23 protein-coding genes, 1 pseudogene and 1 riboswitch (1 of these 25 only partly in view) are annotated in these 25,516 nt (G+C 46.0%); all 24 genes and pseudogenes read right to left on the bottom strand.

The features are described 5' to 3' along the window. Positions 1 to 511, bottom strand: the 5' portion of a protein-coding gene (gene lysS / locus ACBP55_RS01200; protein WP_464649158.1) for a lysine--tRNA ligase. 986 nt of this gene lie to the left of the window's left edge; 511 of the gene's 1,497 nt are visible here — the first part of the coding sequence; the start codon lies at positions 509 to 511; its stop codon lies beyond the left edge, outside the window. An 87-nt stretch (positions 512 to 598) separates the two neighbouring features. After that, entirely contained in the window at positions 599 to 1,075 is a 477-nt protein-coding gene (gene greA / locus ACBP55_RS01195; protein ID WP_029197805.1) for a transcription elongation factor GreA, read from the bottom strand. A gap of 221 nt (positions 1,076 to 1,296) precedes the next feature. Beyond that, positions 1,297 to 2,301: a tRNA dihydrouridine synthase DusB gene (gene dusB / locus ACBP55_RS01190; RefSeq protein WP_464649155.1), complete on the bottom strand. Its 1,005-nt coding sequence runs from the start codon at positions 2,299 to 2,301 to the stop codon at positions 1,297 to 1,299. A gap of 17 nt (positions 2,302 to 2,318) precedes the next feature. Beyond that, on the bottom strand, positions 2,319 to 2,531 hold the full coding sequence (locus tag ACBP55_RS01185; RefSeq protein WP_029197803.1) for a helix-turn-helix domain-containing protein: 213 nt from the start codon (positions 2,529 to 2,531) through the stop codon (positions 2,319 to 2,321). After that, positions 2,513 to 3,028 carry a 2-amino-4-hydroxy-6-hydroxymethyldihydropteridine diphosphokinase gene (gene folK, locus ACBP55_RS01180; RefSeq protein WP_464649152.1) on the bottom strand — a complete coding sequence of 172 codons (516 nt, stop codon included), beginning with the start codon at positions 3,026 to 3,028 and terminating at the stop codon, positions 2,513 to 2,515. The genes ACBP55_RS01185 and folK overlap by 19 nt, the downstream gene beginning before the upstream one ends. Beyond that, positions 3,025 to 3,393, bottom strand: a complete 369-nt coding sequence (gene folB / locus ACBP55_RS01175) for a dihydroneopterin aldolase (RefSeq protein ID WP_029197801.1) — start codon at positions 3,391 to 3,393, stop codon at positions 3,025 to 3,027. Before folB ends, folK begins: the two co-directional genes overlap by 4 nt. 18 nt (positions 3,394 to 3,411) lie before the next feature. Continuing rightward, positions 3,412 to 4,236, bottom strand: coding sequence for a dihydropteroate synthase (gene folP, locus ACBP55_RS01170; protein ID WP_464649150.1), 825 nt, complete (start codon positions 4,234 to 4,236; stop codon positions 3,412 to 3,414). A gap of 29 nt (positions 4,237 to 4,265) precedes the next feature. Then, positions 4,266 to 5,123, bottom strand: coding sequence for an aminodeoxychorismate lyase (pabC, locus tag ACBP55_RS01165; RefSeq protein WP_464649148.1), 858 nt, complete (start codon positions 5,121 to 5,123; stop codon positions 4,266 to 4,268). A 3-nt stretch (positions 5,124 to 5,126) separates the two neighbouring features. Then, positions 5,127 to 5,708 carry an aminodeoxychorismate/anthranilate synthase component II gene (gene pabA / locus ACBP55_RS01160; RefSeq protein WP_029197798.1) on the bottom strand — a complete coding sequence of 194 codons (582 nt, stop codon included), beginning with the start codon at positions 5,706 to 5,708 and terminating at the stop codon, positions 5,127 to 5,129. 33 nt (positions 5,709 to 5,741) lie between these two features. Next, positions 5,742 to 7,301 (bottom strand): anthranilate synthase component I family protein, encoded by a 1,560-nt coding sequence (locus tag ACBP55_RS01155; protein ID WP_464649145.1) that lies wholly within the window; start codon positions 7,299 to 7,301, stop codon positions 5,742 to 5,744. A gap of 116 nt (positions 7,302 to 7,417) precedes the next feature. Continuing rightward, positions 7,418 to 8,359 (bottom strand): cysteine synthase A, encoded by a 942-nt coding sequence (gene cysK / locus ACBP55_RS01150; protein WP_029197796.1) that lies wholly within the window; start codon positions 8,357 to 8,359, stop codon positions 7,418 to 7,420. Between the two features lie 113 nt (positions 8,360 to 8,472). Beyond that, on the bottom strand, positions 8,473 to 9,423 hold the full coding sequence (locus tag ACBP55_RS01145) for a peptidyl-prolyl cis-trans isomerase (RefSeq protein WP_464649143.1): 951 nt from the start codon (positions 9,421 to 9,423) through the stop codon (positions 8,473 to 8,475). 36 nt (positions 9,424 to 9,459) lie between these two features. After that, complete coding sequence (gene hslO, locus ACBP55_RS01140) at positions 9,460 to 10,326, bottom strand: Hsp33 family molecular chaperone HslO (RefSeq protein WP_464649141.1); 867 nt, start codon at positions 10,324 to 10,326, stop codon at positions 9,460 to 9,462. A 23-nt stretch (positions 10,327 to 10,349) separates the two neighbouring features. Further along, the gene (locus ACBP55_RS01135; RefSeq protein ID WP_029197793.1) at positions 10,350 to 11,114 is read right to left on the bottom strand and encodes a type III pantothenate kinase; all 765 of its coding nucleotides are present in this window, start codon (positions 11,112 to 11,114) and stop codon (positions 10,350 to 10,352) included. Continuing rightward, the gene (gene nadC, locus ACBP55_RS01130) at positions 11,111 to 11,980 is read right to left on the bottom strand and encodes a carboxylating nicotinate-nucleotide diphosphorylase (protein ID WP_029197792.1); all 870 of its coding nucleotides are present in this window, start codon (positions 11,978 to 11,980) and stop codon (positions 11,111 to 11,113) included. Before nadC ends, ACBP55_RS01135 begins: the two co-directional genes overlap by 4 nt. 1 nt (position 11,981) lies before the next feature. After that, positions 11,982 to 13,592, bottom strand: coding sequence for an L-aspartate oxidase (gene nadB / locus ACBP55_RS01125; RefSeq protein WP_464649138.1), 1,611 nt, complete (start codon positions 13,590 to 13,592; stop codon positions 11,982 to 11,984). A gap of 120 nt (positions 13,593 to 13,712) precedes the next feature. Next, positions 13,713 to 14,650 (bottom strand): annotated as a pseudogene (gene nadA, locus ACBP55_RS01120) (quinolinate synthase NadA). 212 nt (positions 14,651 to 14,862) lie between these two features. After that, positions 14,863 to 16,770, bottom strand: a complete 1,908-nt coding sequence (gene ftsH / locus ACBP55_RS01115; protein WP_464649136.1) for an ATP-dependent zinc metalloprotease FtsH — start codon at positions 16,768 to 16,770, stop codon at positions 14,863 to 14,865. Positions 16,771 to 16,913: 143 nt separating this feature from the next. Further along, on the bottom strand, positions 16,914 to 17,453 hold the full coding sequence (gene hpt, locus ACBP55_RS01110; protein WP_029197788.1) for a hypoxanthine phosphoribosyltransferase: 540 nt from the start codon (positions 17,451 to 17,453) through the stop codon (positions 16,914 to 16,916). Between the two features lie 70 nt (positions 17,454 to 17,523). Then, positions 17,524 to 18,939 (bottom strand): tRNA lysidine(34) synthetase TilS, encoded by a 1,416-nt coding sequence (gene tilS, locus ACBP55_RS01105; RefSeq protein ID WP_464649134.1) that lies wholly within the window; start codon positions 18,937 to 18,939, stop codon positions 17,524 to 17,526. A gap of 36 nt (positions 18,940 to 18,975) precedes the next feature. Next, complete coding sequence (locus ACBP55_RS01100; protein ID WP_464649132.1) at positions 18,976 to 19,881, bottom strand: protein kinase domain-containing protein; 906 nt, start codon at positions 19,879 to 19,881, stop codon at positions 18,976 to 18,978. Then, the gene (locus tag ACBP55_RS01095; RefSeq protein WP_464653199.1) at positions 19,865 to 20,584 is read right to left on the bottom strand and encodes a vWA domain-containing protein; all 720 of its coding nucleotides are present in this window, start codon (positions 20,582 to 20,584) and stop codon (positions 19,865 to 19,867) included. The genes ACBP55_RS01100 and ACBP55_RS01095 overlap by 17 nt, the downstream gene beginning before the upstream one ends. A gap of 157 nt (positions 20,585 to 20,741) precedes the next feature. Next, positions 20,742 to 24,359: a collagen binding domain-containing protein gene (locus ACBP55_RS01090; RefSeq protein ID WP_464649130.1), complete on the bottom strand. Its 3,618-nt coding sequence runs from the start codon at positions 24,357 to 24,359 to the stop codon at positions 20,742 to 20,744. Between the two features lie 192 nt (positions 24,360 to 24,551). Continuing rightward, positions 24,552 to 25,358: a transglutaminase-like domain-containing protein gene (locus ACBP55_RS01085; protein ID WP_464649128.1), complete on the bottom strand. Its 807-nt coding sequence runs from the start codon at positions 25,356 to 25,358 to the stop codon at positions 24,552 to 24,554. Between the two features lie 13 nt (positions 25,359 to 25,371). Next, positions 25,372 to 25,459: riboswitch (cyclic di-GMP riboswitch) on the bottom strand. Positions 25,460 to 25,516 lie beyond the last annotated feature (57 nt).

Here is a 25,516-nt window from a genome sequence, read left to right as displayed (position 1 = left end):
CTTGATTCATAATCAAATCAACATAACGTTGGCGATAGCGCAGTTCTACATCACTAAGACCATGAAATTTATCCGGCAGCGGAAGCAAGGATTTGGTCAAAACCTCAAGCGATTTCACTTTAATAGAAGTTTCGCCGGTTTTTGTTTTGAAAACAACGCCCCGAACCCCAACCATATCGCCTAGATCCAGAAGATCAAAGGCTTGGTATTTGTTCGCGTCTAGTGCATCTTCACGCACATAGATTTGAATTTTGCCTGTAATATCTTGAAGATGTGCGAAGCTGGCTTTACCCATGCCTCTTTTTTGCATAATACGTCCAGCGATACTGACCTCATGCTGCTCAGCATCCAACTCTTCTTTGGTCTTATCTTGATAAGCTGTAAGGATTTCTTTGGTTGAATGCGTCCTTACGTATTTGCTGCCAAACGGATCGACTCCTAGACCGCGAAGCTCGTCCAATTTATTACGGCGAATGACGAGCAATTCGTTCAATTCCAATTCCTGGCTCATGCTTTCATCTCCTACTTATTAGTAAAGGGTGCTAAAACCGGAAAAAAGCTTCCGAAAGGAAGCTTTCCAAAGGAATGCGGCTGCACGCTACTTTTTAATATCAATAATTTGATACTGAATGACGCCAGCAGGAACGGTAACGTCAACGTTCGCGCCCCTTTGTTTACCTAAAATAGCTCTACCTACAGGGCTTTCATTGGAAATCTTATTCATCAACGGATCGGATTCCGCCGTACCTACGATGTTATATTCAACCAAATCACCGAATTCCAAGTCCTTCAGCGTTACGATTGAGCCAACACTCACGGTGTTGGTATCGACATCATCGTTATTAATAATACGCGCATTGCGCAGCAATTTTTCTAAAGTAATGATTCTGCCTTCAATAAAAGCTTGTTCGTTCTTCGCGTCTTCGTACTCTGAGTTCTCACTAATATCGCCATATCCGATGGCAACCTTGATTCTCTCAGCCACTTCCCGGCGCTTCACTGATTTCAGATGCTCAAGCTCATCTTCGAGCTTTCTTAAACCTTCTGGTGTAAGAATGACCTCTTTTTCAGCCATTTCCAACTGATCTCCCGTCATGTGAAAGATTTTCATATCGTTGAATCGATGCTTCCTGCTAGGAGTTGGGTCTTAAAAGAGCTGATTCAAGTAGTATGAATTCACGTTTCTTAAATAAGTTAGTTGCTCGTTTGTCTTTCAATATATGCAGGAACACATTAATATTGACTGATTATATTGCAACGGTTTCAAAATGTCAATCTCAACCATAGCTGCATTTTTTATTGAAGTACGGCTGATTCTTCATTTGTAGGCGATGCTAGATGCTCGACATAATCATTCAGCGCTCGCACCATTTCATCACGCTTCAACATCTCCATAATCGCATCCTTCACACGAGCCGCTCCTGTCATACCTTTAAGGTACCAGGCCATGTGCTTGCGCATCTCTTTCACAGCAACATGTTCACCCTTGAGAGCTATAAGTCGGTCCATGTGTAAGATCGCGATACGGATCTTCTCTTCCGGTGTAGGCTCCGCCGGTAATTCGCCATTGGCCAGGTATTGCACAGTACGGTAAAGCATCCAAGGGTTGCCTAACGCGCCGCGCCCAATCATTACGCCATCTACACCCGTATGGTCTAACATGCGTTTTGCATCCTCAGGTGTCACAACATCCCCGTTGCCGATGACGGGAATCGACAATGCTTGCTTAACATCACGAATGATGTCCCAATCCGCTTTACCTGTGTACAGCTGCTCCCGCGTACGACCGTGGACACTTACTGCGCTACCGCCGCCTCTTTCGACAGCTTTAGCATTATCTATCGCATAAATGTGCTCGGAATCCCAACCGATACGCATCTTCACAGTTACTGGTTTGCTTACTGCCGCAACAACGGTCGCGATCATTTCTTCGATTTTCTCTGGTTGGAGCAGCCATCTTGCACCCGCGTCACACTTCGTGATTTTCGGTACTGGACAACCCATATTTATATCAATAATGTCTGCATTCGTTTGTTGGTCAACGATTCTAGCCGCTTGCACAAGCGTCTCGGTATCGCCACCGAAGATTTGCAGACTTAACGGTTTTTCTCGATCATCAACATAAAGCATTTCCATCGAGCGGGAATTCCCGTGAACAATGGCTTTATCACTAACCATTTCTGCACAGACTAGACCTGTACCAAATTCTTTGGCAATGAGTCGGAACGCAGGGTTGCATACACCCGCCATTGGGGCAAGCACGACTTTATTGGGAGCTTCGACATTTCCTATTTTCAGCACCGAAGATTCCACTCCTCTCATCTCGCAACCGCTGCGACTAACTCATCCGGTTCAATATTCAGGACTTGCGAGATTTTATTTATTATTTTGGTGTCCGGTTTACGTGTACCTCTTTCAATAGCACCTAAAATGGCAATCGACACACCGAGTAAATCGGCTAATTCGTTCTGCGTGTACCCTTTTAACTTACGAAAAGCGCGTATACGCTGAGCTACTGAGCTTTTTTCCATAGGATGACGCCTTCCTTTCCTTCCAGTTTCTCCAAATGCGCGGAGATGAATTCAAATGCAGCATCTTGTCGCTTGTAGAGAACCTCAGTGAGAGGAACTAATACAAAAGCCCGCTCATGCATCCGCGGATGCGGAATGATCAAGTCGGGGGTTGTAAGCTGATGGTCGCCGTAAAGGAGTAAATCCAAATCGATCGTTCTCGGGCCCCAGCGCAAATCGCGCGTTCGACCCAGTCTTTTCTCGATGGCTAGCATAGTGAACAACAACTTTTCTGCAGGTAAAACGGTGATGATTTGAATAACCATATTAAGAAAAGCAGATTGATCTACATAGCCAACCGGTTCGGTTTCGTAGATGCTGGACACGCCAGTCACCGTAATGCCCGATTCCTGATTCAGCGCTGCAATCGCATCCTGCAAATAATGTTCGCGATCATCTATATTGGATCCCAATGCGACATAAGCTATCGTGCCTTGTTCTCGTTCTTCGGCTGTCATTCATTTGCCCGCTTTCGGTTAATCTCTACAGTTACCCCGTCAAAAAATACGGCAAAGGGCGGATGCGGCTTAATGACGCGAACCGTCACTTCATTGATACTAGTATAAGTATGCAGAAGCTCGGATGCAATATTTTCTGCTAAAGCTTCAATTAATTTGTAAGTGCGGCCTTCCACAATCTCTTTGACTTTGAAAAATACTTCCCCGTAATTAACCGTATCATTCAGATGATCCGACTTGCCGGGCTTGTTTAGCGGAAGCATAAGCTCTACATCTACATAAAAGCGTTGACCAAGCTTATTCTCTTCCGGAAAAACACCATGATTACCAAAGAACTGCATGCGGGAGAGTGTTATTTTATCCAATGTAAGAGCCTCCAAAGTTTAGGTTAACTGCGAATGAATGATGGCATCTGTCATAACTGCTAAACGTTTCATCGCTTGAATATCGTGGACTCTGATCATCCCACAGCCTTGGGTAATTCCAAGCACCACGGTCGATGCTGTACCTTCCAAACGTTCTTCAGGAGGCAGACCCAGCGTTAGGCCAATGACGCTTTTGCGGGATGTTCCTAAAAGGACGGGATATCCGAGGTCTACGATCGTACGCAGATTGTTCATGAGGAACAAATTCTGTTCGTAGGATTTGGCAAATCCGATGCCCGGGTCCAAAATGATCCGCTCTTCCCGAACGCCAACTTCTCTGGCTTGATTCGCATAGAGCTGTAAATCGGAAGTAACATCTCGAAGAAAATCAGTATAGGTCGGATTCACACGATTATGCGTGATGATAAACGGGCAATCGTAGCTGGCCGCAACTTCTGCCATTCGAACGTCGGCTTGGCCGCCCCAAACATCGTTGATGATATGCGCCCCGGCTTCTAATGCTTGCTTGGCGACCTCTGCTTTGTAAGTATCTATAGAAATAGGAACGTTAACTTCCTTACTTAGTGCCTCAATGACCGGAATTACCCGTTGCAGTTCTTCTTCTTGTGTGACCTTGGCAAAACCCGGTCGGGTCGATTCTCCCCCGATATCAATGATGTCAGCGCCTTCCGCCACCATTTGGCGAGCTCTGCGCACCGCATCTTCAATCCTAATGTAATTCCCACCGTCCGAGAAGGAGTCCGGTGTTACGTTTAATATGCCCATAATGATCGTCCGATCACCAATGGGCAGCTCATGTCCTCTGCAGGATAACACTTTCATTACCGTTCACTTCCTGTTGTTATCAAATGTTAGTTATAAAGCTCGCTTAGTTGGCGGGTTATCGGGCCTACGACACCATTTCCAATAGAGTGAGATTGTCCACTGGGTGTGAACAGTGTCGTAATGGGTACGATCTCTTGTATGGAATTAACGAGAAACACCTCATCGGCTTCCATAAGATCTTCCCATCGGTATTGGCCGTTCTGTGTGGGAATCTGCTGCTGCTGTGCCAGCTGTAACACATAGGCCCTTGTGATGCCAGGTAATATGCCTGTATCCAGCGATGGCGTATAGCAGGCACTATCTTTTATGAAAAAGATGTTGCTCACAATGCCCTCAGCTACATAGCCTTCTTCAGTCAACATCAGGCCTTCAGCGCTAGTCGCCCAGGCATACTGCTGCAGCTCTCTTTTCGCCAAAATATTATTCATATAGTGAAAGGACTTGAATCGGTACAAACCTTCCGGCGTATTACGAGGCAGCTTCAGCAGCTGCAGCGCTTTACCCTGTGCATAGATCTTCTCGTCCTTCGGTGGAAGCGGCTTGATGTAAATGATCTCTGTAGGGTTTTGGTAGACACCTGATGGCAGCCCAAGAATATCAGTTCCCGCCGAAACGGAGTAACGGATATACGCATCCTCTAGGTTATTGGCTTTAAGCAGTTCATCAATCAGACGCTGAATGTGTGCGTAGTCAGGCTCGTAGTCAATCCCTAGCTCACGACAGCCCTCCGATAGTCGCCGAAGATGCTCGGGCAGCAGGAAAGGTTCTTTGTTATAGGTGCGAAATGTCTCAAAAAGGCCAAGGCCGTAAAGAAAGCCGTGATCGTAAACCGAGACCACAGCTTCCTTATCATCCATTAAAATCCCGCCCACACTAATAATCATAGATTAAACTCCTGCTTTAGCCGTGCGGCGAAGAAAGTTTCGCAGGATCTGATGACCGTGCTGAGAAATAATTGATTCTGGGTGGAACTGCACACCTTCAATCGGATATTCCTTATGGCGCAATGCCATAATTTCACCTTCTGCTGTACGCGCACTTACTTCCAAGCAATCAGGAAGCGTCTCGGTTTTCACAATCAAGGAATGATAGCGAGTCGCTATAAACGGGGATGGCAGCCCTTCGAATAAGGTTTTACCATCATGGAAAATCTCCGAGGTTTTACCATGCATTAAACGTTCTGCGCGAATGACGTCGCCGCCAAAAGCTTGACCGATTGATTGATGGCCTAGGCAGACGCCGAAGATAGGGATTTTGCCTTTGAAATGGTCAATGAGTGATAAGCTAATTCCGGCTTCATTCGGCGTGCAAGGACCCGGAGATATTAAAATATGATCCGGTGCCAAAGCCTCAACGCCAGCTAAATCAATTTCGTCATTGCGACGAACGACGACTTCTTCCCCGATCTCCCCCAAATATTGGACGAGGTTGTACGTAAACGAATCATAATTATCAATCACTAAAATCATTCTAAGCTCCCCTTTCGTCAGCCCTGCTAGGGCTTAAGCTCGGCTCATGCTCCGCTCGCTATATTCTATCGCTTTCCACATCGCTTTGGCTTTATTCAAGGATTCAATGTACTCACGTTCAGGTATGGAATCAATGACGATTCCCGCCCCTGCTTGAATGTGGCCCATCCCTTGAACAGCTACTAGCGTCCGTATAATAATATTAAATTCCATATTTCCATTATAGTCAATCCATCCCATGGATCCTGTATAGGGTCCGCGGCGAACCGGCTCTAATTCTTCAATAATTTCCATCGTGCGAACCTTTGGAGCGCCTGTGATCGTACCTCCAGGGAAGGTTGCCGCAATGACATCATAGGCATCCTTCCCTTCTGCGAGCTCGCCGACGACTTCCGAGACGATGTGCATCACATGGGAGTAGTATTCGATGACCATGAAGTCCTTCACATGGACGGAGCCGTACTTCGAGATACGGCCAAGGTCGTTGCGCTCCAGATCGACCAGCATGACGTGCTCGGCGCGCTCTTTGTCGTTGTCGATAAGCTCGCCGGCCAGGCGCAGGTCATCCTGCTCGTCCTTGCCGCGCGGGCGCGTGCCGGCGATAGGACGCGTCCGCAGGACGCCGTCCTCGAGCTGCACGAGCAGCTCCGGCGAGCCGGAGACGAGGGCGAAGCCTGCGAAGCGCAGCAAGCCCATGTAAGGCGAGGGATTGACGATGCGCAGCGCCTCGTAGATCTCCTCCGGCGTCGTGCGCAGCTGCCGGCTCTGTCTAACGGACAAGTTGACTTGGAACACGTCACCTTGGGAGATGTAGGCTTGGATGCGCTGCACCGCCGCGATGTAGTCGGCTTTGCCGAAGGCAGGCTGGATGCCTGCGATGCTCTCGACGTCGATGTGCAGCTGCTCGCGCGCGATCGACGGTTGGTCTGCACCGCTCAGGTGCGAGCCTGACCAGCTGCTGGCGCGAATCGCGTGCCAGCGAGCGAGCATCGCCTCGGCATCAGCGTGCGCCTGTGCGTAAAGCTGCCGAAGATAGGCGTCATCGGCTGCATGGCTCTTATCAAGCGGCATATGCACCGCAATGTACAGGCTCTTATCGATATGATCCAAGGTCCAAACTTGATCATACATAGCGAAGCTATAATCCGGAATCGGCAAGTCATTTGCCGCTTGCTCTGGGAGCTTCTCAATGGTGCGAATCACGTCATAGCTCCAATAACCTACACAGCCGCCAAGAAACTTTGGGGCTCCTTCGACTTTGGGGCTGTGATAAGCGGACATCCATTGCTTCACGATGTCGAGCGGTTTGCCTTGCAAGTGTGAAACTTGAGGTTTGCCCTTATCCACTTGGTTGATAAGGGTAACTTCTGCATCCAACCCGTTTCCATGAACCGTAGAAAATGGCTGTAATCCGAAGCACGTGTAACGCCCGCCTTTACCGCTTTCTAGGACAAAGGAATCAGGCGCGGCTACTTTCCACGCTTCTTGCCAAGAAGCGATCCGGTCGTCGGCAAGACCCAATTTAATGACATAAGGCAGCATCGTGTACGTGGAGGACCAATTACGCCACTGCTCTATTGTTGTTAGGATCATATTTGCCCTCCTTCCTGTGACATCCGATGATTAGTTGTCCATTAGTATACTCCAACCTCACACAGAAAAAAAGCCCCCAGCTGCAGCAGCTGGAGGCACGTTCGTAGCAAGTAATCTTATTGCTCTTCGAATTGATACAGTGGCGTAGAAAGGTAACGCTCACCGTTACTTGGAATCACAGCAACTACACGTTTGCCTGCGCCAAGTTCCTTAGCAACTTTAAGCGCTGCAAAAATCGCTGCACCTGAGGAGATACCACCAAGGATACCTTCTTCTTTGGCTACACGGCGTGAAGTTTCGAAAGCATCTTCGTTTTCTACGGCAATAATTTCGTCGTAGATGCTTGTGTTCAGAATATCTGGAACAAAGCCTGCGCCGATACCTTGAATTTTATGAGGACCTGGCTTGCCTCCGGAAAGTACCGGGGATGCAGCTGGTTCAACGGCATAAATCTTGATGTTCGGGAAGTTTTCTTTCAGCACGCCACCTGCGCCTGTAATAGTTCCGCCCGTACCGATACCCGAAATGAATGCGTCCAATTTGCCATCATGAGCATTAATCGCTTCAACGATTTCCGGACCTGTTGTTTCACGATGAACCTTCACGTTGGCTAGGTTTTTGAATTGTTGCGGGATGAAGTAGGAAGGATTCTCTGCTTGAAGCTCCTCCGCACGTTTGATCGCGCCCTTCATTCCTTCTGCTCCTGGCGTCAGAACCAGCTGAGCCCCATAGGCACGAAGAAGGTTACGTCTTTCCAAAGACATCGTTTCTGGCATAACCAGAATCGCTTTATATCCTTTTGCTGCTGCTACTAAAGCTATTCCGATTCCTGTGTTACCGCTAGTTGGCTCAATAATCGTATCGCCTGGCTTCAATTTACCTTCTTGCTCAGCCACTTCAATCATGGAGATGGCAATACGGTCTTTTACGCTGGCACCTGGATTTTGGTACTCGAGTTTCACATAAATCTCTGCGCTTCCTTCCGGAACAACGCGGTTTAAACGCACAAGCGGTGTATCGCCAATCAAATCCGTAATGCTTTGTACTAATCTTGCCATACTTATTTCCCCTCCAGGTTAAATAATCGATGATTTCCGAGTTAATTAGTCGGTATTAATATATTCATCTTATCAATGCACTTACTGGTTGTCAACCACATTTTCACAGAATGTCACCGGAACTGAGGGTCTAGAATGCTAACTTTCCATTTCTCTCGAAGTTGCTTCACATAATCCTTGAGAGGCGGTGCTTCATGAAGCGCCAGCTCTCTTCGCACATTTTCACGAACGAAAGCAAGATCGGGATTTACTTTTTCACGCCGATTCTTCAGCTTCACAATCGCGAACCCCTGCGGCAGAGGGACGGGCTTACTCACTTCTCCAACCTTCAAGAGTTTCGCCGTTTCAAGAACGGGAGCAGCAACAAAGGGGTCATCTCCTTCAATCCAACCCAAATCACCGCCGGTGTTATTGGTCGCATCATCTAGGGAACGATCCCTGGCAAGGGTCGCAAAACTCTCTCCTTTCGCCAGCTCCGCAAGGACTTTATTCGCTTGATCCTTGGTTGACACGATAATCTGAAGAATATTATATTCGGTATTTTGCTTGAATTCATCGGCGTGAGTCTTCATATAGTCTTCTACCTGAGCATCCGTTATCTGAATATGTTTGGTTGCGAGCTTCTCGAGTAACAATTTATTGGTTACATCTTCCTTAATTTCTTGCTCTGACAAACCTAACTGACTTTTCATGGATGCATAAAATTGTTGCTCGCTCTCATAACCTTGCTGCATCCGTTTCAACTCACGGTTAATCTCCGCGCTTCCAATCGAAGTCCCTGTCTCGTTTCCTTCCAAACGTATCACTTCACGATCCAACATTTGACCCAGCAGTTCGGCCCCATAATGATGTTCAAGAGCCGTTTGAAGCTCCAAAATGGTCATCTCACGATCTCCAATTTTGGCGACTACCCGATCATTCTTCTGCTCACCCTGCTTCTCAGGTTTTGGTGATTGACTTGGTTCTGATTGGTTTATGGTATGGGTGACCAGCAAGGATGCGAGCACGAGATTACCTACAGCCATCACGATGATGACTCCCCACAATCGCTTCACGTTCTGCATCCTGACTCCCTCTTTACATCTATAATGCTGCTTGCTCTATTGTTCAATCATCTGCTTCAAATCATCTTCGTTGAAACGATAAGCTTCATTGCAGAAATGACAAACGACTTCAGCAAACCCTTCATCTTCAAGAATTTCTTGCAGCTCTGTTTTCCCTAAGGAAATAAGCGTTGTTTCAACTCTTTCACGGCTGCATTTACAGCGAAACATGACATCCATCTGATCGAGCTTTTGGAAAGATGGAAGGATAGTTTGAAGGATTTCCTCTAAATTCAAACCCCCGCCGAGCATATTTGTGAAGGATGGAATGCGAGCGAGCATCTCTTCAATTTCCCCAATTTCATCATTTGTTAATCCTGGGAGCAATTGAATAACGAATCCGCCTGAGGCCAGAATGGAGTGATCCGTATTGACCAATACCCCCAGCGCTACAGCTGAAGGCGTTTGTTCAGACATGGCAAAATAATACGTGAAATCTTCAGCCAATTCACCTGAAATGAGAGGAACACTGCCTTTATAAGGCTCTTTCATGCCTAAATCTTTCGTTATGTACAAAAATCCATCCGTTCCCACCGCAGCAGCAACATCTAACTTGCCATTCTCTTTAAGGGGAGGATCGACTAACGGATTATCGACATAACCGCGCACCTCACCCTTCGCATTCGCATCGACCACAATTTGCCCGATAGGTCCATCGCCTTTTACTTGAACAATGAGATGCTCTTCACCCTTGAGCATGGCTGCAATGAGAAGTCCAGCAGCTGCCGTTCTTCCTAATGCTGCCGTGGCTGTTGGTGTGGTTTGGTGTCTTCGGCTAAGTTCTTCTGTGAGGACAGTCGTTTCCACGGCAAAAGCACGAACTTTTCCGTGGAGCGCCGTTCCTCGAATCAAATAATCGCCCATGTTAAATCCTTTCCTTAAACAGCTTATGCATTTTTCTCATAAATCATTTGCAGACCTTGCAAAGTGAGCAGTGGGTTGACGATCTGAATGGTACGAGATTCACTCGAAATCAACTCCGCAAGACCACCCGTAGCAATAACTGTTGGATTGACATTAAATTCTTGAATGACACGTTCAACAATCCCATCAACTTGGCCTACATAGCCGAAAATAATCCCTGCCTGCATCGCCGCTACGGTATTACGGCCGACGACGCTCTTCGGTTTGACCAGCTCAATGCGCGGCAGCTTTGCCGCCTTCTGATATAAGGCTTCCGTTGAGATCCCGATTCCCGGTGCAATCGCGCACCCAACAAGCTGCTGGGAGGGATCGATATAGTCGTATGTGGTGGCCGTCCCGAAATCAACAATGATACAAGGAGCCCCGTAGAGCTCAAGAGCCGCGACAGCATTAACAATGCGATCAGCACCGACCTCTTTGGGATTGTCTACACGTACGTTCAGACCTGTCTTAATACCTGGACCAACGATGAATGGCGTCCTTTTCAAATAGTGTAAGCAAAGGTTTTCCATTACATTCATAAGCGGAGGAACAACGGAAGAGACAATTACTCCTTCTACCTGCGCAAACGAGATGCCCGAGTGTTGAAAAAGGCTGTGCAACTGCATCCCATACTCATCAACTGTCGCCGAGCGGTTCGTGCTAACCCGCCAGTGATGCAGAAGTGTTCGCTCTTGGTAGAGGCCGAGCACAATGTTCGTATTCCCAACATCGATAACGAGAATCATAGTGCTGTCTCCTTCCGCTCATTCAGATCTAATGAGATATCAAGCGCTGCAACCGAATACGTCAAACGCCCAACGGAGATCACATCAACGCCTGTTTCCGCCATCGCTTTAATAGTCTGAGGCGTCACAGAACCTGAGCCCTCTACTACAATATGCGGTGCTTTACTTTTAATTATGGAAACTGCTTCTTTCATCTTCGCAGGAATCATATTATCGAGCATGATGATATCCGCTCCAGCCGCTAATGCTTCGTGCAGCTGGTCAAAATTCTCGACCTCCACCTCAATCTTCATCGTGTGGGGGATCTGTTGTCGAGCCGCTTGTACAGCTTGTGTGATGCCGCCCGAACCTTTGATATGATTATCTTTAATCATCACAGCATCGTACAGTCCAAATCGGTGATTATGACCGCCACCAACTCGTACAGCATACTTCTCAAGCAGTCTGTGTCCCGGCGTCGTCTTCCGTGTATCGACAAGTCTTGTCGGCACGCCTTCTAAAGCATCGACAAACTCACGAGTCTTAGTCGCAATTCCTGATAGTCGCTGCATCAAATTCAAGCTTAAGCGTTCACCTAGCAGAATACTGCGCGTATTGCCTTCCACTTCAGCTAGTATGGTCCCTTTATTAACAGACGATCCTTCAACTACTTTAGTTTCAAATCGAAGAGAAGCATCGACCACAGCAAAAACTTCTTGGGCGATCCGAAGTCCACAGACAATTCCGTCTTCTTTGACGTGGATAATCCCTTTGGACGCATGTTCCAAAGGGATCGTTGTCAGAGTCGTGACATCGCCGGTTCCAATATCTTCTTCCAGCCAAAGCCGAATATGTTTACGAATGAGTTCCATATTTAAATCCAGCATGTTAAATCCACTCCTCAATGCTATCTTCCCCGCGCTTAAAAACAATATGCTTCTTCCATGCCTTATCATCTCGTTCAGGGAAATCTTCCCGATAATGACCGCCACGACTTTCCTCTCGCGCTAAAGCAGCGGTTGTCGTTAGAAGCGCACAATTGAGTAAATTTGCAAACTCATAATCTTCTCGTTTCGTCATCAAAGAACCGAAGATAGAGAGTTGTCTTGCCAATTCATCATACCCTTTTTGCAAGCCTTTGGCTGAGCGTTTCAGTCCCGCGTAACGCAGCATAACCTTTTGCAGCTTAAGCTTTTTCTCGACAACGGCCTGATTCGGGATTTCCGTTCTTGGCGCTTTTGATTCAGCTCGTATTTGAATGTTTCCTTCCAAAGGAGGAAGCTCCTGAATCCGTTCAATAATTCTTCTACCGAACACAATGGCTTCAGATAAGGAGTTACTCGCTAAACGATTCGCGCCATGTACACCTGTAGAAGACACTTCACCACAAGCAAACAGACGGCGGACGATCGTTTCTCCGTGTAGATCTGTCTTGACACCGCCCATCATATAATGAGCTGCGGGAGCAACCGGAATCCAGTCGGTGCTCATATCTAGACCGTAGTTGAGGCAATATTCATATATCGTTGGGAATCGATGTTTAATTAATTCTTCAGATTCGTGCGTAATGTCGATATAGACGAAGGTCGATTTGCAATTCTCCATCTCGTCGAGAACGGCACGGGCCACGACATCCCTAGGCGCTAGCTCAAGTTGGGGATGGTAACGCTCCATGAAGCGCTCCCCCTTGATATTGCGGAGATAAGCCCCCTCGCCGCGCACCGCTTCCGAGATCAGGAAGCGCGGAGCACCTGGGTAGCAAAGCGCCGTAGGGTGGAATTGAATAAATTCCGCGTCCTGAATTTGCGCACCGGCGCGATGAGCAATTGCAATCCCATCGCCTGTGGCAATGTCAGGGTTCGTAGTGTAACGGAACAGCTGTCCCGCACCGCCGGAGCAAAGGATCGTGGCATTACCGCGGACGAATACCCGCTGGCCGCCAGGCTTCTGTACGAGTGCGCCATAACACTCGCCATCCTGCGTGATCAGGTCGATCACGAAGTGATCGTCCCAGATCTCAATGTTCGGATCTTGCTTCGTGCGTTCCGAAAGAGCTCGTACAATTTCAGCGCCAGTGGCATCGCCATGCGCATGCAAAATACGACGTTGGCTGTGCGCTCCCTCTTTGGTCAAAGCGAACTCCCCGTTCTCGAGATCGAACTGGGTACCCATCCGAATGAGATCCTGAACGCCGTTGGGGCCTTCATGAACGAGAACGTCAACTGCCTCCGGCGAACATAGACCAGCACCTGCGATCAGTGTATCCTGCATATGATATTCCGGTGAATCCTCGTCCGATATAACAGCAGCAATTCCGCCTTGTGAATAGCGTGTGTTACTGTCGAGGAGCGATTTCTTCGTAATCATCAGCACTTTCTTATTTTCGCTAGCGCGAAGAGCAGTGAATAAACCTGCAATGCCCGCGCCAATCACAATAACATCTGTATGTACATGAGGAATGGAATCTAAATCTACATCTACGAGGTATCTAGGAATCATGCCGTTTCACCTGTTCTTCACCATTAGTTGCTCGCAAAGCAAACGGTATCCGATGGATTAATCGAATACAGGAAGGCTTTGCGAGGGTACCCTACCTATTAAACAAGAGAGTAGCGCATGCTACTTTACTTGTAACATGCGCTCTAAGGACAATCTTGCTTTATCGGCTACATCTTCTGGCACATAAATCTCTGGCTGCATCGTTTCAAGACATTTCACAATTTTCTTCAAATTGTTTACTTTCATATTCGGGCATACCAAGTATTTGGTTGCAAAATGGAACTGTTTATCTGGACTGTCCAGACGAAGCTGATAGCCCGTTCCATCTTCGGTTCCAACGATAAACTCTTTACAATCGGACTCTTTGCAATATTTGATAATCGCTGTTGTACTACCCACGAAATCTCCCAGTTTCACAACTTCAGGTCGACACTCCGGGTGAACAACGAACTGCGCATTCGGGTATTGAGCTCTCATTTCTTCCACATCTTTAACGGTCAGCATATCATGCGTATTGCAATAGCCTTCCCAGATGATTACTTTTTTGCTTGTGAATTTTGATACATAGTCGCCCAAATTTTTATCCGGTACCCAGATGATCTCATCTGAATCGACGGAATTGATGACGTTGATGGCATTCGCCGAAGTACAGCAAATATCCGTTTCTGATTTCACATCAGCAGATGTGTTAATGTAAGCAACAACTTTGGCATTAGGATGCTGGCGTTTCAGAGCACGTAGTCCTTCTACGTTCACCATATCCGCCATCGGGCAGCCTGCACGTTCGTCAGGAATAATAACTGTTTTGTTAGGAGCAAGAATCTTAGCACTTTCCCCCATGAAATGTACGCCACAAAATACAATCACATCAGCATCGGTTTGCGCGGCCTTCTGCGCAAGCAGAAAGGAATCCCCCGGAAATCGGCAACCTCTTGAACTTCGTCACGTTGATAATAATGAGCAAGAATAATAGCATTCCGTTCTTTCTTTAGCTGCAGCAACCGTTCCTTAAGTTCACGGTTCTGCTCGGCTTTGCGTTCAATAGCTAGAGCTTCCATGGTGCTTCCTCCCCTGTCTGGGACGTAAAATGTACTTCTTGTCTATCTAAAAATAGGATTAACAGTAGTATGATCTAATCGTAATAAAATTAGAGATTTACAACTAATTTACACATTCTCACATCCCCTGTCAATGCGCAAATATGCCGAAAAAACCAGAAAATCCGGGTACACCTGACGTGTACACCGGATTTACGAGTTGCTATTGCTTGTTACTCTTCGGAATGGTCCGAATTGGAATCTTTATCTTTGTTTAACTCCAATTTATTGCTTTCGCTAGATTGGCTTTGCCCTTGAATGTTCACTTTGACTTCTTCGTCATCCGCGCTTGCATTCAATTTGCCTTTCTCTAGAAGCTCGATGATTTCATCCTTATCGAGTGTTTCTTTCTCAAGCAGCGTTTTGGCTACGAGATGAATCTGATCCGCATGCTCCGTAAGCATCGCACGAGCACGATCGTAACAAGTGCGAATGAAGTTTTGCATCTCTTGATCAATCTCATAAGCAATCGCATCACTGTAGTTTTGTTCATGTCCGATATCGCGGCCTAAGAACACTTGGCCTTGCGAGCTGCCGAACTGCATCGGTCCTAGCTTATCGCTCATACCGTATTCCATAATCATGCGACGAACAATGCCCGTTGCTTTCTGGAAGTCACTATAAGCTCCTGTGCCAATCTCTCCGATAAATAATTCTTCGGAAACGCGGCCTCCTAGGAGTCCTGTTACTTTATCCAGCAATTCGTTCTTCGTCTGCATCATGCGATCTTCGCCTTCTTTGGGCAGCATCATGACATAACCGCCAGCGCGTCCGCGCGGAACGATCGTCACTTTGTGCACCATGTCGGCATTCTCGGCATAATAACCAATGATCGCGTGGCCGGCTTCATGATAAGCCACAATGCGTTTCTCTGCTTCGCTGATAATCCGACTTTTCTTCTGCGTACCTACAATAATACGGTCAAAAGCTTCCTCGACTTCAGCCATTGAAATATCTTTACGGTTGCGACGGGCAGCAATCAAAGCTGCTTCGTTCAACAGATTCTCGAGATCAGCACCTGTGAATCCAGTTGTGTAGCGAGACAAAGCGTCCAGCTTCACGTCTTTGGCAAGTGGTTTGTTGCGAGCATGTACTTTCAGTACAGCTTCGCGGCCTTTGATGTCTGGACGATCTACCGTGATTTGACGGTCGAAACGGCCTGGACGCAGTAAGGCTGGGTCAAGGATATCTGGGCGGTTCGTCGCAGCAACGATAATGATACCTTCGTTCGCGCCAAAGCCGTCCATTTCTACGAGCAATTGATTGAGCGTTTGTTCGCGCTCGTCATGTCCGCCGCCTAAGCCAGCGCCACGTTGACGACCTACAGCATCGATCTCATCGATAAAAATGATACATGGTGAGTTCTTCTTCGCGTTCTCGAACAAGTCACGAACACGGGAAGCACCGACACCGACGAACATCTCAACGAAGTCAGAACCCGAAATACTGAAGAATGGTACGCCCGCTTCACCAGCGACTGCGCGTGCAAGAAGGGTTTTACCGGTTCCCGGAGGACCATTGAGCAGAACCCCTTTAGGAATTCTAGCACCAACAGCTGCGAATTTCCGCGGATCTTTGAGGAATTCGACAACCTCGATTAATTCCTGCTTCTCTTCGTCAGCACCTGCCACGTCTTCAAATGTGACGCGTTTTTTCTCCTCATTATATAAGCGGGCACGGCTTTTGCCGAAGTTCATCACTTTGCCGCCGCCACCTTGAGCCTGATTTAACAGGAAGAAAAACAAGATGAAGATAATGACGAATGGGATGATGGAGGTTAGGAAACTAATCCAAACACTATCCCGTTCCATAGTCTCGTACGTTTCTGATGGAACGCCATTCGCTTCAATCAGCTGAACGACCATTGGCTCGAATGGAGCATGGGTTTCGAAGCTCTTCTTATCAGCACCATTTGGTGGGTTAATATACTTACCTTTAATCAAATATGTGTATCCATCAAACTTTAAGGTCACGGATTCCACATTTTTGTTAACTACCGCTTGGCGGAATTTATCGTAAGTAATTAACTCCTTTTGCTCGTTTTGGGTACTAATGAAATGGACGATACCTACAGTAACCAAAAATATAAGTAAATAAAAGCCGGTATTTCCGGATAATTCGATTCATCCCGAGCCTCCTCTCAAACGGCACACGTTTATTATTTTACCACATCCCGGTAAAGCACTACAACATAACAGCGTTGATGAGTCTGCGGGAAATGGCATTAGCTGCTATAGATCTCTGGTTTCAATATGCCGATAAATGGAAGGTTGCGATACTTCTCTGCATAATCCAGACCATATCCGACGACGAACTCATCTGGAAGCACATAACCTGCATATTCAGGTTCGAGGTCCACAGTTCTGCGTGCCGGTTTATTAAACAGCGCAACGACCGAAATCGTCTTCGCATTGCGTCGCTCTAGCACATCTATCAGATAACTCAGCGTTAAACCGCTATCGATAATGTCCTCCACGATAAGAATATGACGTCCTTCTACGGGAACATCAAGATCCTTAATAATCTTGACAACACCAGAAGATTTCGTGGATTGACCATAGCTGGATACAGCCATGAAATCAAGTTCCAATGGTACTCTGATTTGCTTCACAAGATCAGCCATGAAAATGAAAGCTCCCTTAAGCACACAGATAACCAATGGGTTCTTACCTTCGTAATCGATGGAGAGTTTCTCCCCTAATTCTTTGATCTTGCCTTGAATTTGTTCTTCACTGTAAAGAACTTCTTGAATGTCGCTGTACAAGGATGAACCCCCTAGTTTATATTATGAATCCTTATAAATTTACATTCTAGAAGAACGAAATTTACGCATATTACTTCAGCACTAGCTTCATATGAAGTACACGTACTGTATCTGGTCCAACCAGAGCGTGCTTGGACCTACGAAAGCCAGCAATCCAGAGGATTTGCCCAGAAGCATCGACCAGCAGTGGGATGACATCACGCCGGCTTAGCGGCATTTTGGCATCAATGAACATATCCTTTACTTTTTTGGACCCATTTAAACCATACGGCTCAAACCGATCTCCTGACCTGCGGCTCCTTACAACAAGCGGCAAAATAATTTGATCTAGATCCAAAAACACGTCCGTTGCAGATGAGGAATAAGCAGCTGTCTCCTTCGAACTAGCCGGCACCCATGAGTAGATCAGCTTGGCTTCCACTTCCGGCAGGTTCAGCTCGCTTGTATCCAATCCAACCTCATAAGCATAAGGCTTCGAAGAAGGAGCGAAGGTCTGAAATTGAATAGATTCATATTCTCTCACAATATAAACCTGTTCATCCACCTGAAGAATTTGATTAGAAACCTGATCCTCTAAAATCAACTCACGCATACTTTCAATTCGTGTAAAATCCAACCGATCTCTTTCCAAACAAAGACAGTTTAATATTAATTTAATCAAACGCCTTTGTAAAGCAACGTGCAGCTCAGTGAAATCACGTCTTTCTATGCGGCAGCAGGCTTGCTGGAAAGTCGTTATTTGGCGAAAAACCTGCTCGGCTTCTTTGGCCAAATAATCATCCTCAGCTCGCATCAAATCCGTCAATCGATTCAGTGACTCCGGAAGTTGTTCATTATACTGTTTCAGCATCGGCATCACATCAAGCCGAATCTGGTTTCGAAAATACTTCCGCAGCTCATTGCTGCTATCCTTACAATACGTCATTTCATGCTGAGCGCAATAATTCACAATATCTGTTTTGTATATACGTAAAAACGGACGAATCAGTTCCACTTTTTTTTCGCGCCTGCGTTCCGGCATGCCAACCAGACCTGAAGGGCCAGTCCCTCTCAAAATCCGCATCATGACTGTTTCAGCTTGATCGTCTGCATGGTGAGCGAAGGCAATTCGGTTAGCGCTGTATTTCGCTGCGATCTGATGTAGAAATTCGTAGCGCTTCTCACGTGCCGCGGCTTGTCCATTGAGTGACGTTTCCTCTATATAGGCCGGCACATCAATGACGCCGATTTCACACGGAAGTCCTAGGTCATCAGCAAGCTTCCCTACGAAAAAGGCTTCCGCATCTGATTCCGCACCGCGGAATTGATGATTCACATGCGCAACAACGAGCCGCCAGCTATAACGCTTGGCAAGGGCAAAAAGGACATGAAGCAGCGCCACAGAATCAGGTCCTCCTGATACCGCAACAACCACCACATCTCCTTGATCGACGAGATTTTCGTCAATAATTCGCTGTTCCACCTTGGCAACAAGATCGATTTCCATCGGGTATTCCTTTCCATTCCTGCACTTTCCATCATGTTACCAGTACACATAGAGCGTTACACCAAAAATAAAAATAGAAGCGGCGAAGCATATTTTCAACCAAGGCATTTGGAGTGTTGACTGTGTACTCTTCTTACCTGAGACCAACGTTCTCCAGTACTGGTACGCTTCTTGCGAAGAATTAAACTCACTATTCAATGCTTTATGAAGAAACGGTGCGAGATGAGCAGCAACCGAATTTTCACGTATTATGGCGGTTAGTTGATCTAAATCGCGGTTTTGCGGCAGCGTTTTGGATAAACCAGTAAAGAGTTTGCATTGATCGAGCGATTTTAATAGTAAAATGGCAAATGAAAATAGATCATAACTTTCTTCCGCAACCCGCTCCCCCATATTCCAAAAGCCGCGGTCATACACTTCAGTCAACTGCTTAATCGCTCTGCCTTTAGGCGTCACACCCCCAAAATCAATGAGATCCACATCGCCATAATTGGAAACGATCATATTCTCGATCTTCAGATCACCGAAAACATAGCCGCTCTTATGAACTTCCGTTAACTTTCGAAGCAGGTTTGAACCAATCACATAGATCCAATCTTGACCACGCTTATGTATGAAATTGGAAATTTTCATTCCCTCAATATATCGCATGACATAGAAGGAGACTTCTTTCCCATTTATCGTCATATCATCGGCATCTATTAAAAAGTTCTTGAATGACGTTTCTGTCATGGATATCGCATGCAAGGAATTAATCTCCGATTGATGATCAACCGTCTCATGGCCTGCTTTCAGCGCAAATCTAGCTGCCCCTCTTCGTACGAGAGCCACTACACCATTGGAACCAGCACCTAATAAACGTTCGACCACATACATCCGGCCGTTCCATTTCCCTTGGATTTCTGATCCCGGACGGAAGGCGTCTTCATACCACGTAGTCACTCAGCATCCCATCCTCGGTCTTTGGTAAGATAGACTTCTCCGTTATGAACTGCAAAGTTTGCAGCAGCGCCGGACCTGTCGGAGTTGTACCCTTCATGTTTATTTTATAGAACATCTTGTCTAAATTTGCAAGCTGATTCGTCCAACTGAGATCCATTTCTAATTCCTGATCCCTAGTTTTGGTTGACGGAAAATGAAAAACTGCCAGTTCACTCTTGCCGCTGCGGGCTCTAAGACTAAGCAACAGATCATGAATCGCTTCACGCACCGCTGCATGCTTAGGCTTCATACTAGCACTGGCATCTATTAAAAGTGCTACGCGGAGTGAAGTAGTTTCACTCATGGTATCGATCACTTGAACCACTTCCGCGCGCTTATCTGGAGGTAACTGCTCCAATTGATTAAAGCCTAGAATACTTTGCAGCTCCTTGCCTACTGCGTGCTGAATCGTTGTGGTGACCGTTTTGCGCGTCATCATCTGAACTGTCTGGGAAAGTTGGCCTGAATTGACGATTCGGCTCATCCCGCCGCCTGCCGCAGCAATCTCTTGAATCTCCTCAGAGCCCAGCACCCCCAGCTCCCCATGGTCAATCACACCGATGACATTCACAGTAACGCCTTCAGTATGTGCTTGTGCCGCTGCTATTACCGGACTTACCCCTACATTGGAACACCCATCTGTTATTAAAAGAATCTGTTTCATCATGATATATGCCTCCCTGGCCCAAGAAAAGATTAGCTCTCTAGTAGTTCTCCTCCTAGTTTTTCCATTTATGAGAGAGTCTAATCACGAGCTAACTCAGCGAAATAAAAAGACAGCCCACCCAATGGTAATGGCGGACTGTCTCAAGATTGAAGATTTACCTAGTGAATCTCCTTCTTAGGATAAGACCTAGTAAGATTAAAGTGATGCCTGCAATTTCCACGTACAGATGGCTAGATTCTCCTGTCTTTGGGAGGGTCTCTGGCTTCGTGATAGGCGGAATTCCTCCTAAGGGCACATCATTATCAGTATCAATCGGAATGTCAGGCCCCGTTGAAGGTGTTGGCGTTACACTTGGCAATGGTGTTGGTGTTGGTGTTGGTGTTGGTGTTGGTGTTGGTGTTGGTGTTGGTGTCGGTGTCGGTGTCGGTGTCGGTGTCGGTGTCGGTGTTGGCGTTGGTGTTGGCGTCGGTGTTGGTGTCGATTCTGGCGTTGGTGTCGGTGTCGGTGTCGGTGTCGGTGTTGGTGTTGGTGTCGGCGTCGGCGTCGGCGTTGGCGTTGGCGTTGGTGTCGGTGTTGGCGTTGGCGTTGGTGTCGATTCTGGCGTTGGTGTCGGTGTCGGTGTCGGTGTCGGTGTTGGTGTTGGTGTCGGCGTCGGCGTCGGCGTTGGCGTTTGCGTTGGTGTTGGTGTTGGTGTTGGTGTTGGTGTCGGTGTCGGTGTTGGTGTTGGTGTCGGTGTCGGTTCTGGTGTTGGTGTCGGTTCTGGTGTTGGTGTTGGTGTTGGCGTTGGCGTTGGCGTTGGTGTTGGTGTTGGTGTTGGTGTTGGTGTTGGTGTTGTCTTCGTGTTGATCACATTGAGATAAAGTTCATCTCCTGGTTGAAGGGTTATCGGATTATCCTCTTTATTTATTCCATAACCAGAAGGAGCCGCTATTTCAATCACCACATAATCGCCTGCAAGTAGATTGTTAAAGATGACAGAACCTGTTTCATCTGTTGTTAACCTGTCAATAAACGTTTTTGTAACACCCGATTTACGATACAGTTCAAAGGTTGCGCCGCTGAGCACTAAGGTGTTGTTGGCAGAGTCAATTTTCATAACCGTTAATGACCCTCGAACTCCGCTGCCGGTGCCAGATCCGTCCGATACACCTACCACAATTTCCTTGGTCGTTTCTTTCGTGATAGTGGTTTCGTTAGTACCGCTAAGACTGATTTTATTCCATACCGTTTCGTGATCATTAGCCCTAATTAAAGATTGATATTCCAAAATATACGCGGTCGTTATCTGATTGACAAAACTCAGCTCAAATGTTTGTTTACCTTGATTATCCGTATTAATAACAAGCGTGTATACGCCCTTTGTCAATTCGGACCCCTTCATGACATTCCCGTTACTAGCCACGGTCGTAGCAAACAAATGGAATGAATTTGGCAATAATTGTTGGTTGAATGACGGTGTATCTATGATTTTCGCATCGTTTAATGTAGATTGACCATAATTAATTTGGACTGACCAGTTTATTTTATCTCCGCTTTGCCCTCCGCTTTTACTCACATATTCTCCGCCTTTAGGAATGGGCAGGGTCGCTTTGAGATCGCTGGAAGCCGGCTTAGTTCCATCAAAAATTTTAGCCGTATTAGAAACCGTGCTGTTAATCAGTTGACCTTGCAGACTCGTTTTAAAAACGATGTAAAATGGTTCCGAAATGGGTTGAAGGAAATGAACAACTAGCTTGTTTTGGTTATCTACTGTGTATTCATACTTTGAGCGGGCTATCTTTTCACCCTGTGTTGCGTTGCCATTTTCCGGAATGGTCATTTTATATACTTCAAGCGAATCAAGCGAATTAACATTAAAGATTTGATTGGACTCTAGCGTATCTTGAACTTTAGCATCTGTAAGAGTCTTGCCGTTATAGTTAGCCCCCACTGTCCATGTGAGTTCTTTAGTAACAGCGTTATAACCACCGTATTTAAACCCGTTGTTCTTCACTTCATTTCTCGGAATAAATGTTGCAGTTGCTGTTTGCGTCTTTGTTTTTTCAGCGCTGTCGATCCAATCCGCCTTAGCTGAATTCATGAAATTAGTAGTTCCCGGAGGACTGATCAAATCTATATTGAATTCTGTTTGGTAAACAATCGAAATTGGTTCTGAGATCGCATTCGTGAATTTAACTTTGAACCCATCCTCAGCACCGACAGAACTATCAAGGATATAATTCGCCGACGGTAAGACCACGTTACCTTTTTTAATAACTAACGAATCGGGCTTGAAACGCAATCCTTTATTCGAAAATGTATCGGTCACAACTAGATTGTTCATCAACTGACTGTCTCTGTTAATGATGATAAGCCACGATACGGTTTTGGCCTTGTAATCTGCGATTCCAGGATACTTAAAAATTGCCCCCTGTTCAATAGCCCGTGATGCTGAATCACTTGCTCCGCTGCCGGACGTAACGGTATTCGTAATGATCGCATTATTCAAAACCGGATTACTTGCCTTGGTCTGATAAGTAATTTTATAGGCCGATGAAATATCATGATTAAATTGCAGTTTAAATCCTTTCTTGCCAGCAGCTGTTTCCGTTGTGACGGTGTACTCCCCAGTCGGCAATTCACTTCCCAGTGTCTCATTCCCACTTGAATTGAACGTTACGGGATAGATATGAAGGGATCCTGCAACAATTTCTTGTGTATCATTGAATAAGTCCTTTAGGAATGCTGCTGACTGGGCAATTGTCCTTTCATTATAATTATATTTGATTCCCCAACCAATAATTTGCGTAATTGGACTATAGCTTTCCGCTATTTTATCCAAAGAACTTCCACGCGTTATATGGACTGTCGCAGAGGCTTGAACAGGATTTTTATTACTCCCTCCAAACGTTGCTGTATTCACAAAGATATCTTTGTCAAAATCGGTTATTGGTGTCGTATATTGAATGCGGTAAGCCGTATGAATAGGAGATTCATTGAATCGAACAGAAAGATCCGCCCCTGTTCTATTAACTGTATACTTACTGCTATCCACCAATGCTCCTTGTACGACCGTTCCATCTAGATGAACCCCTAAATCATAAACAGCTACAGTTACAGGAACAGATAGACCTATGGGAATAGGGTCCGTCACCACGGCGTTCTGAACAGAATCCAGCGTCTTATTCACATCCACGGTCCAATGAATATCTTTCGCGTTAAACCCAGAGGGTACGCCTCTCTTTTCGATTGTGGAAGTGACCGAGGGCTTTAGATGAAGGATGAAAATCTGTTCGCCAGATTGAATCGGAATTGTAATCGTTACCGTTGTGCTCTCCGTAAGTTTACTTATATCTAACTGTGTTCTGAAAGTGAGCGTGCCATGTACATTGTCATGGCTTTCGATGTAGTTGTTAAAAGTAATCAACACTTGATGACTAGCCTGATCCACATGAAAAGTTCCCAACTGATTCGGTCCCATGTCCAAACCGCCACTGATATCGTTGAAAAGCAAAAATTGCTGCGGCAGAGTGAACGTAAACGTATCACCACTATGGTACCCATGACCGTTTGGCAAAGACCATGTATAGTCTAGCTGCACTTTGGAGTTAGGATCGTAAACATTGCCGGTCACAACTTGTCCCGAGCTGTCATACACAGCCATCGTCACGCTGTCAAGAATATTGTTTGAAATCGTGTTCGCACTAGCCTTGGTAGTAAAGCCAATTCCGTAAATACTCTGCATAAAAATTAATAAAGTAATCAGCAGCGCACTCGTCTTTTTCTTCAACATAAATTCATACCTCCATTCATGATTAATTTTTATTGAGATTATTAGTTGCAACTTATGCACTTGAAACAAATTGTATCATTTTTAATACTATATGATACAACTTGTATTGTAAATCTTGGAATTTAATGTTTTTTTAACATGAACGGCACAAAAAAACCTGTACTCAGTTGAGTACAGGTTTCTTCATTTACTCTAATATATTTTGGAAATTTGATAATTATGATCGTTTTTTATAATATCTATTGTTTCACCGGCTTGTATATGAACAGCGTCATACGTGGTATCGATCGTCACCCATTCCTTACTTTCCTTTAGGAATACTTGATTCCACGCATGATAAGTATCTGGCGCATGGCTTTCAAATCCCATAACTAGACGGGTTGGAATCCCCTGGCTTCTTGCCATTGCCGCAAAAGTAGCAGCAAAGTCATAACAAATTCCATTGGACGCTTCGTAGACCATATCCAGATTAGGTACATAATTGTCTGCTACACTTTGGGCCTTCTCGTAATCATACTGGAAATGTGTTGTGATATATCCATAAATGGCCTTTATTTTGTCGATATCTTTTTCTTTATCTCCAGCTAATTGCTTAGCCTCAATGACCGCCTTCGATTCATCGTTCCAATCGATCAAAGGAATGGACTGTAGAAATACCGCATTCTCGTCTTCCATCTCTAAATCTATTTGTTCTTGCGCAACAACTTTATATTTATTAGCTCCTATGGACTCTCCAATCAGCACTTTATACGGTCCGTTTCCAAGCTGCAAAGGGTACTGGTCCCCTTCTGCGAAGGTGTAATCATATTTGACATTTTCTCTCATTATTCGTACGAGAACTTTGGCGTTCTTATCGTTTGAATAATGAACCGAGATAATTCCTTTATTCAGAGCATCTTTATCGATCACGGAAGGATTGGAAGCTGCAAATATCCCTTGCGGAGCAAGAGTAAACAGAACCGCAGCAATGATCGTTCGTATGATTGGCTTTTTGAACACAAAAAAATCCCCTTTCGGTAACTGGCTGCCAACTTAGTTCGGCTAAGGAAGGCCCTTTAGTTTTGCGTCTCTAGTTTTCGCTAGATTTGCCTTTATCGGAGGAACGCACCGAATCCCTATAATCACTATAGTGATAGTGCAATCTTAACATAGGCTTG

Source organism: Paenibacillus sp. WG02 (assembly GCF_055396115.1).
This window is presented reverse-complemented; position numbering and strand designations above follow the sequence as displayed.

Excerpts from the sequence above, each read along its gene's own strand:
- tilS (WP_464649134.1), bottom strand. The coding sequence starts at position 18,939 with ATGGAAATCGATCTTGTTGCCAAGGTGGAACAGCGAATTATTGACGAA.
- folP (WP_464649150.1), bottom strand. The coding sequence starts at position 4,236 with ATGAAAGTGTTATCCTGCAGAGGACATGAGCTGCCCATTGGTGATCGG.
- pabA (WP_029197798.1), bottom strand. The coding sequence starts at position 5,708 with ATGATTTTAGTGATTGATAATTATGATTCGTTTACGTACAACCTCGTC.
- ACBP55_RS01135 (WP_029197793.1), bottom strand. The coding sequence starts at position 11,114 with ATGATTCTCGTTATCGATGTTGGGAATACGAACATTGTGCTCGGCCTC.
- pabC (WP_464649148.1), bottom strand. The coding sequence starts at position 5,123 with ATGATTATTAGTGTGGGCGGGATTTTAATGGATGATAAGGAAGCTGTG.
- nadC (WP_029197792.1), bottom strand. The coding sequence starts at position 11,980 with ATGCTGGATTTAAATATGGAACTCATTCGTAAACATATTCGGCTTTGG.
- folK (WP_464649152.1), bottom strand. The coding sequence starts at position 3,028 with ATGACAGCCGAAGAACGAGAACAAGGCACGATAGCTTATGTCGCATTG.
- greA (WP_029197805.1), bottom strand. The coding sequence starts at position 1,075 with ATGGCTGAAAAAGAGGTCATTCTTACACCAGAAGGTTTAAGAAAGCTC.
- ACBP55_RS01090 (WP_464649130.1), bottom strand. The coding sequence starts at position 24,359 with ATGTTGAAGAAAAAGACGAGTGCGCTGCTGATTACTTTATTAATTTTT.
- ACBP55_RS01155 (WP_464649145.1), bottom strand. The coding sequence starts at position 7,301 with ATGATCCTAACAACAATAGAGCAGTGGCGTAATTGGTCCTCCACGTAC.
- ACBP55_RS01185 (WP_029197803.1), bottom strand. The coding sequence starts at position 2,531 with ATGGAAAAAAGCTCAGTAGCTCAGCGTATACGCGCTTTTCGTAAGTTA.
- nadB (WP_464649138.1), bottom strand. The coding sequence starts at position 13,592 with ATGATTCCTAGATACCTCGTAGATGTAGATTTAGATTCCATTCCTCAT.
- cysK (WP_029197796.1), bottom strand. The coding sequence starts at position 8,359 with ATGGCAAGATTAGTACAAAGCATTACGGATTTGATTGGCGATACACCG.
- ACBP55_RS01145 (WP_464649143.1), bottom strand. The coding sequence starts at position 9,423 with ATGCAGAACGTGAAGCGATTGTGGGGAGTCATCATCGTGATGGCTGTA.
- ACBP55_RS01095 (WP_464653199.1), bottom strand. The coding sequence starts at position 20,584 with ATGAAACAGATTCTTTTAATAACAGATGGGTGTTCCAATGTAGGGGTA.
- hslO (WP_464649141.1), bottom strand. The coding sequence starts at position 10,326 with ATGGGCGATTATTTGATTCGAGGAACGGCGCTCCACGGAAAAGTTCGT.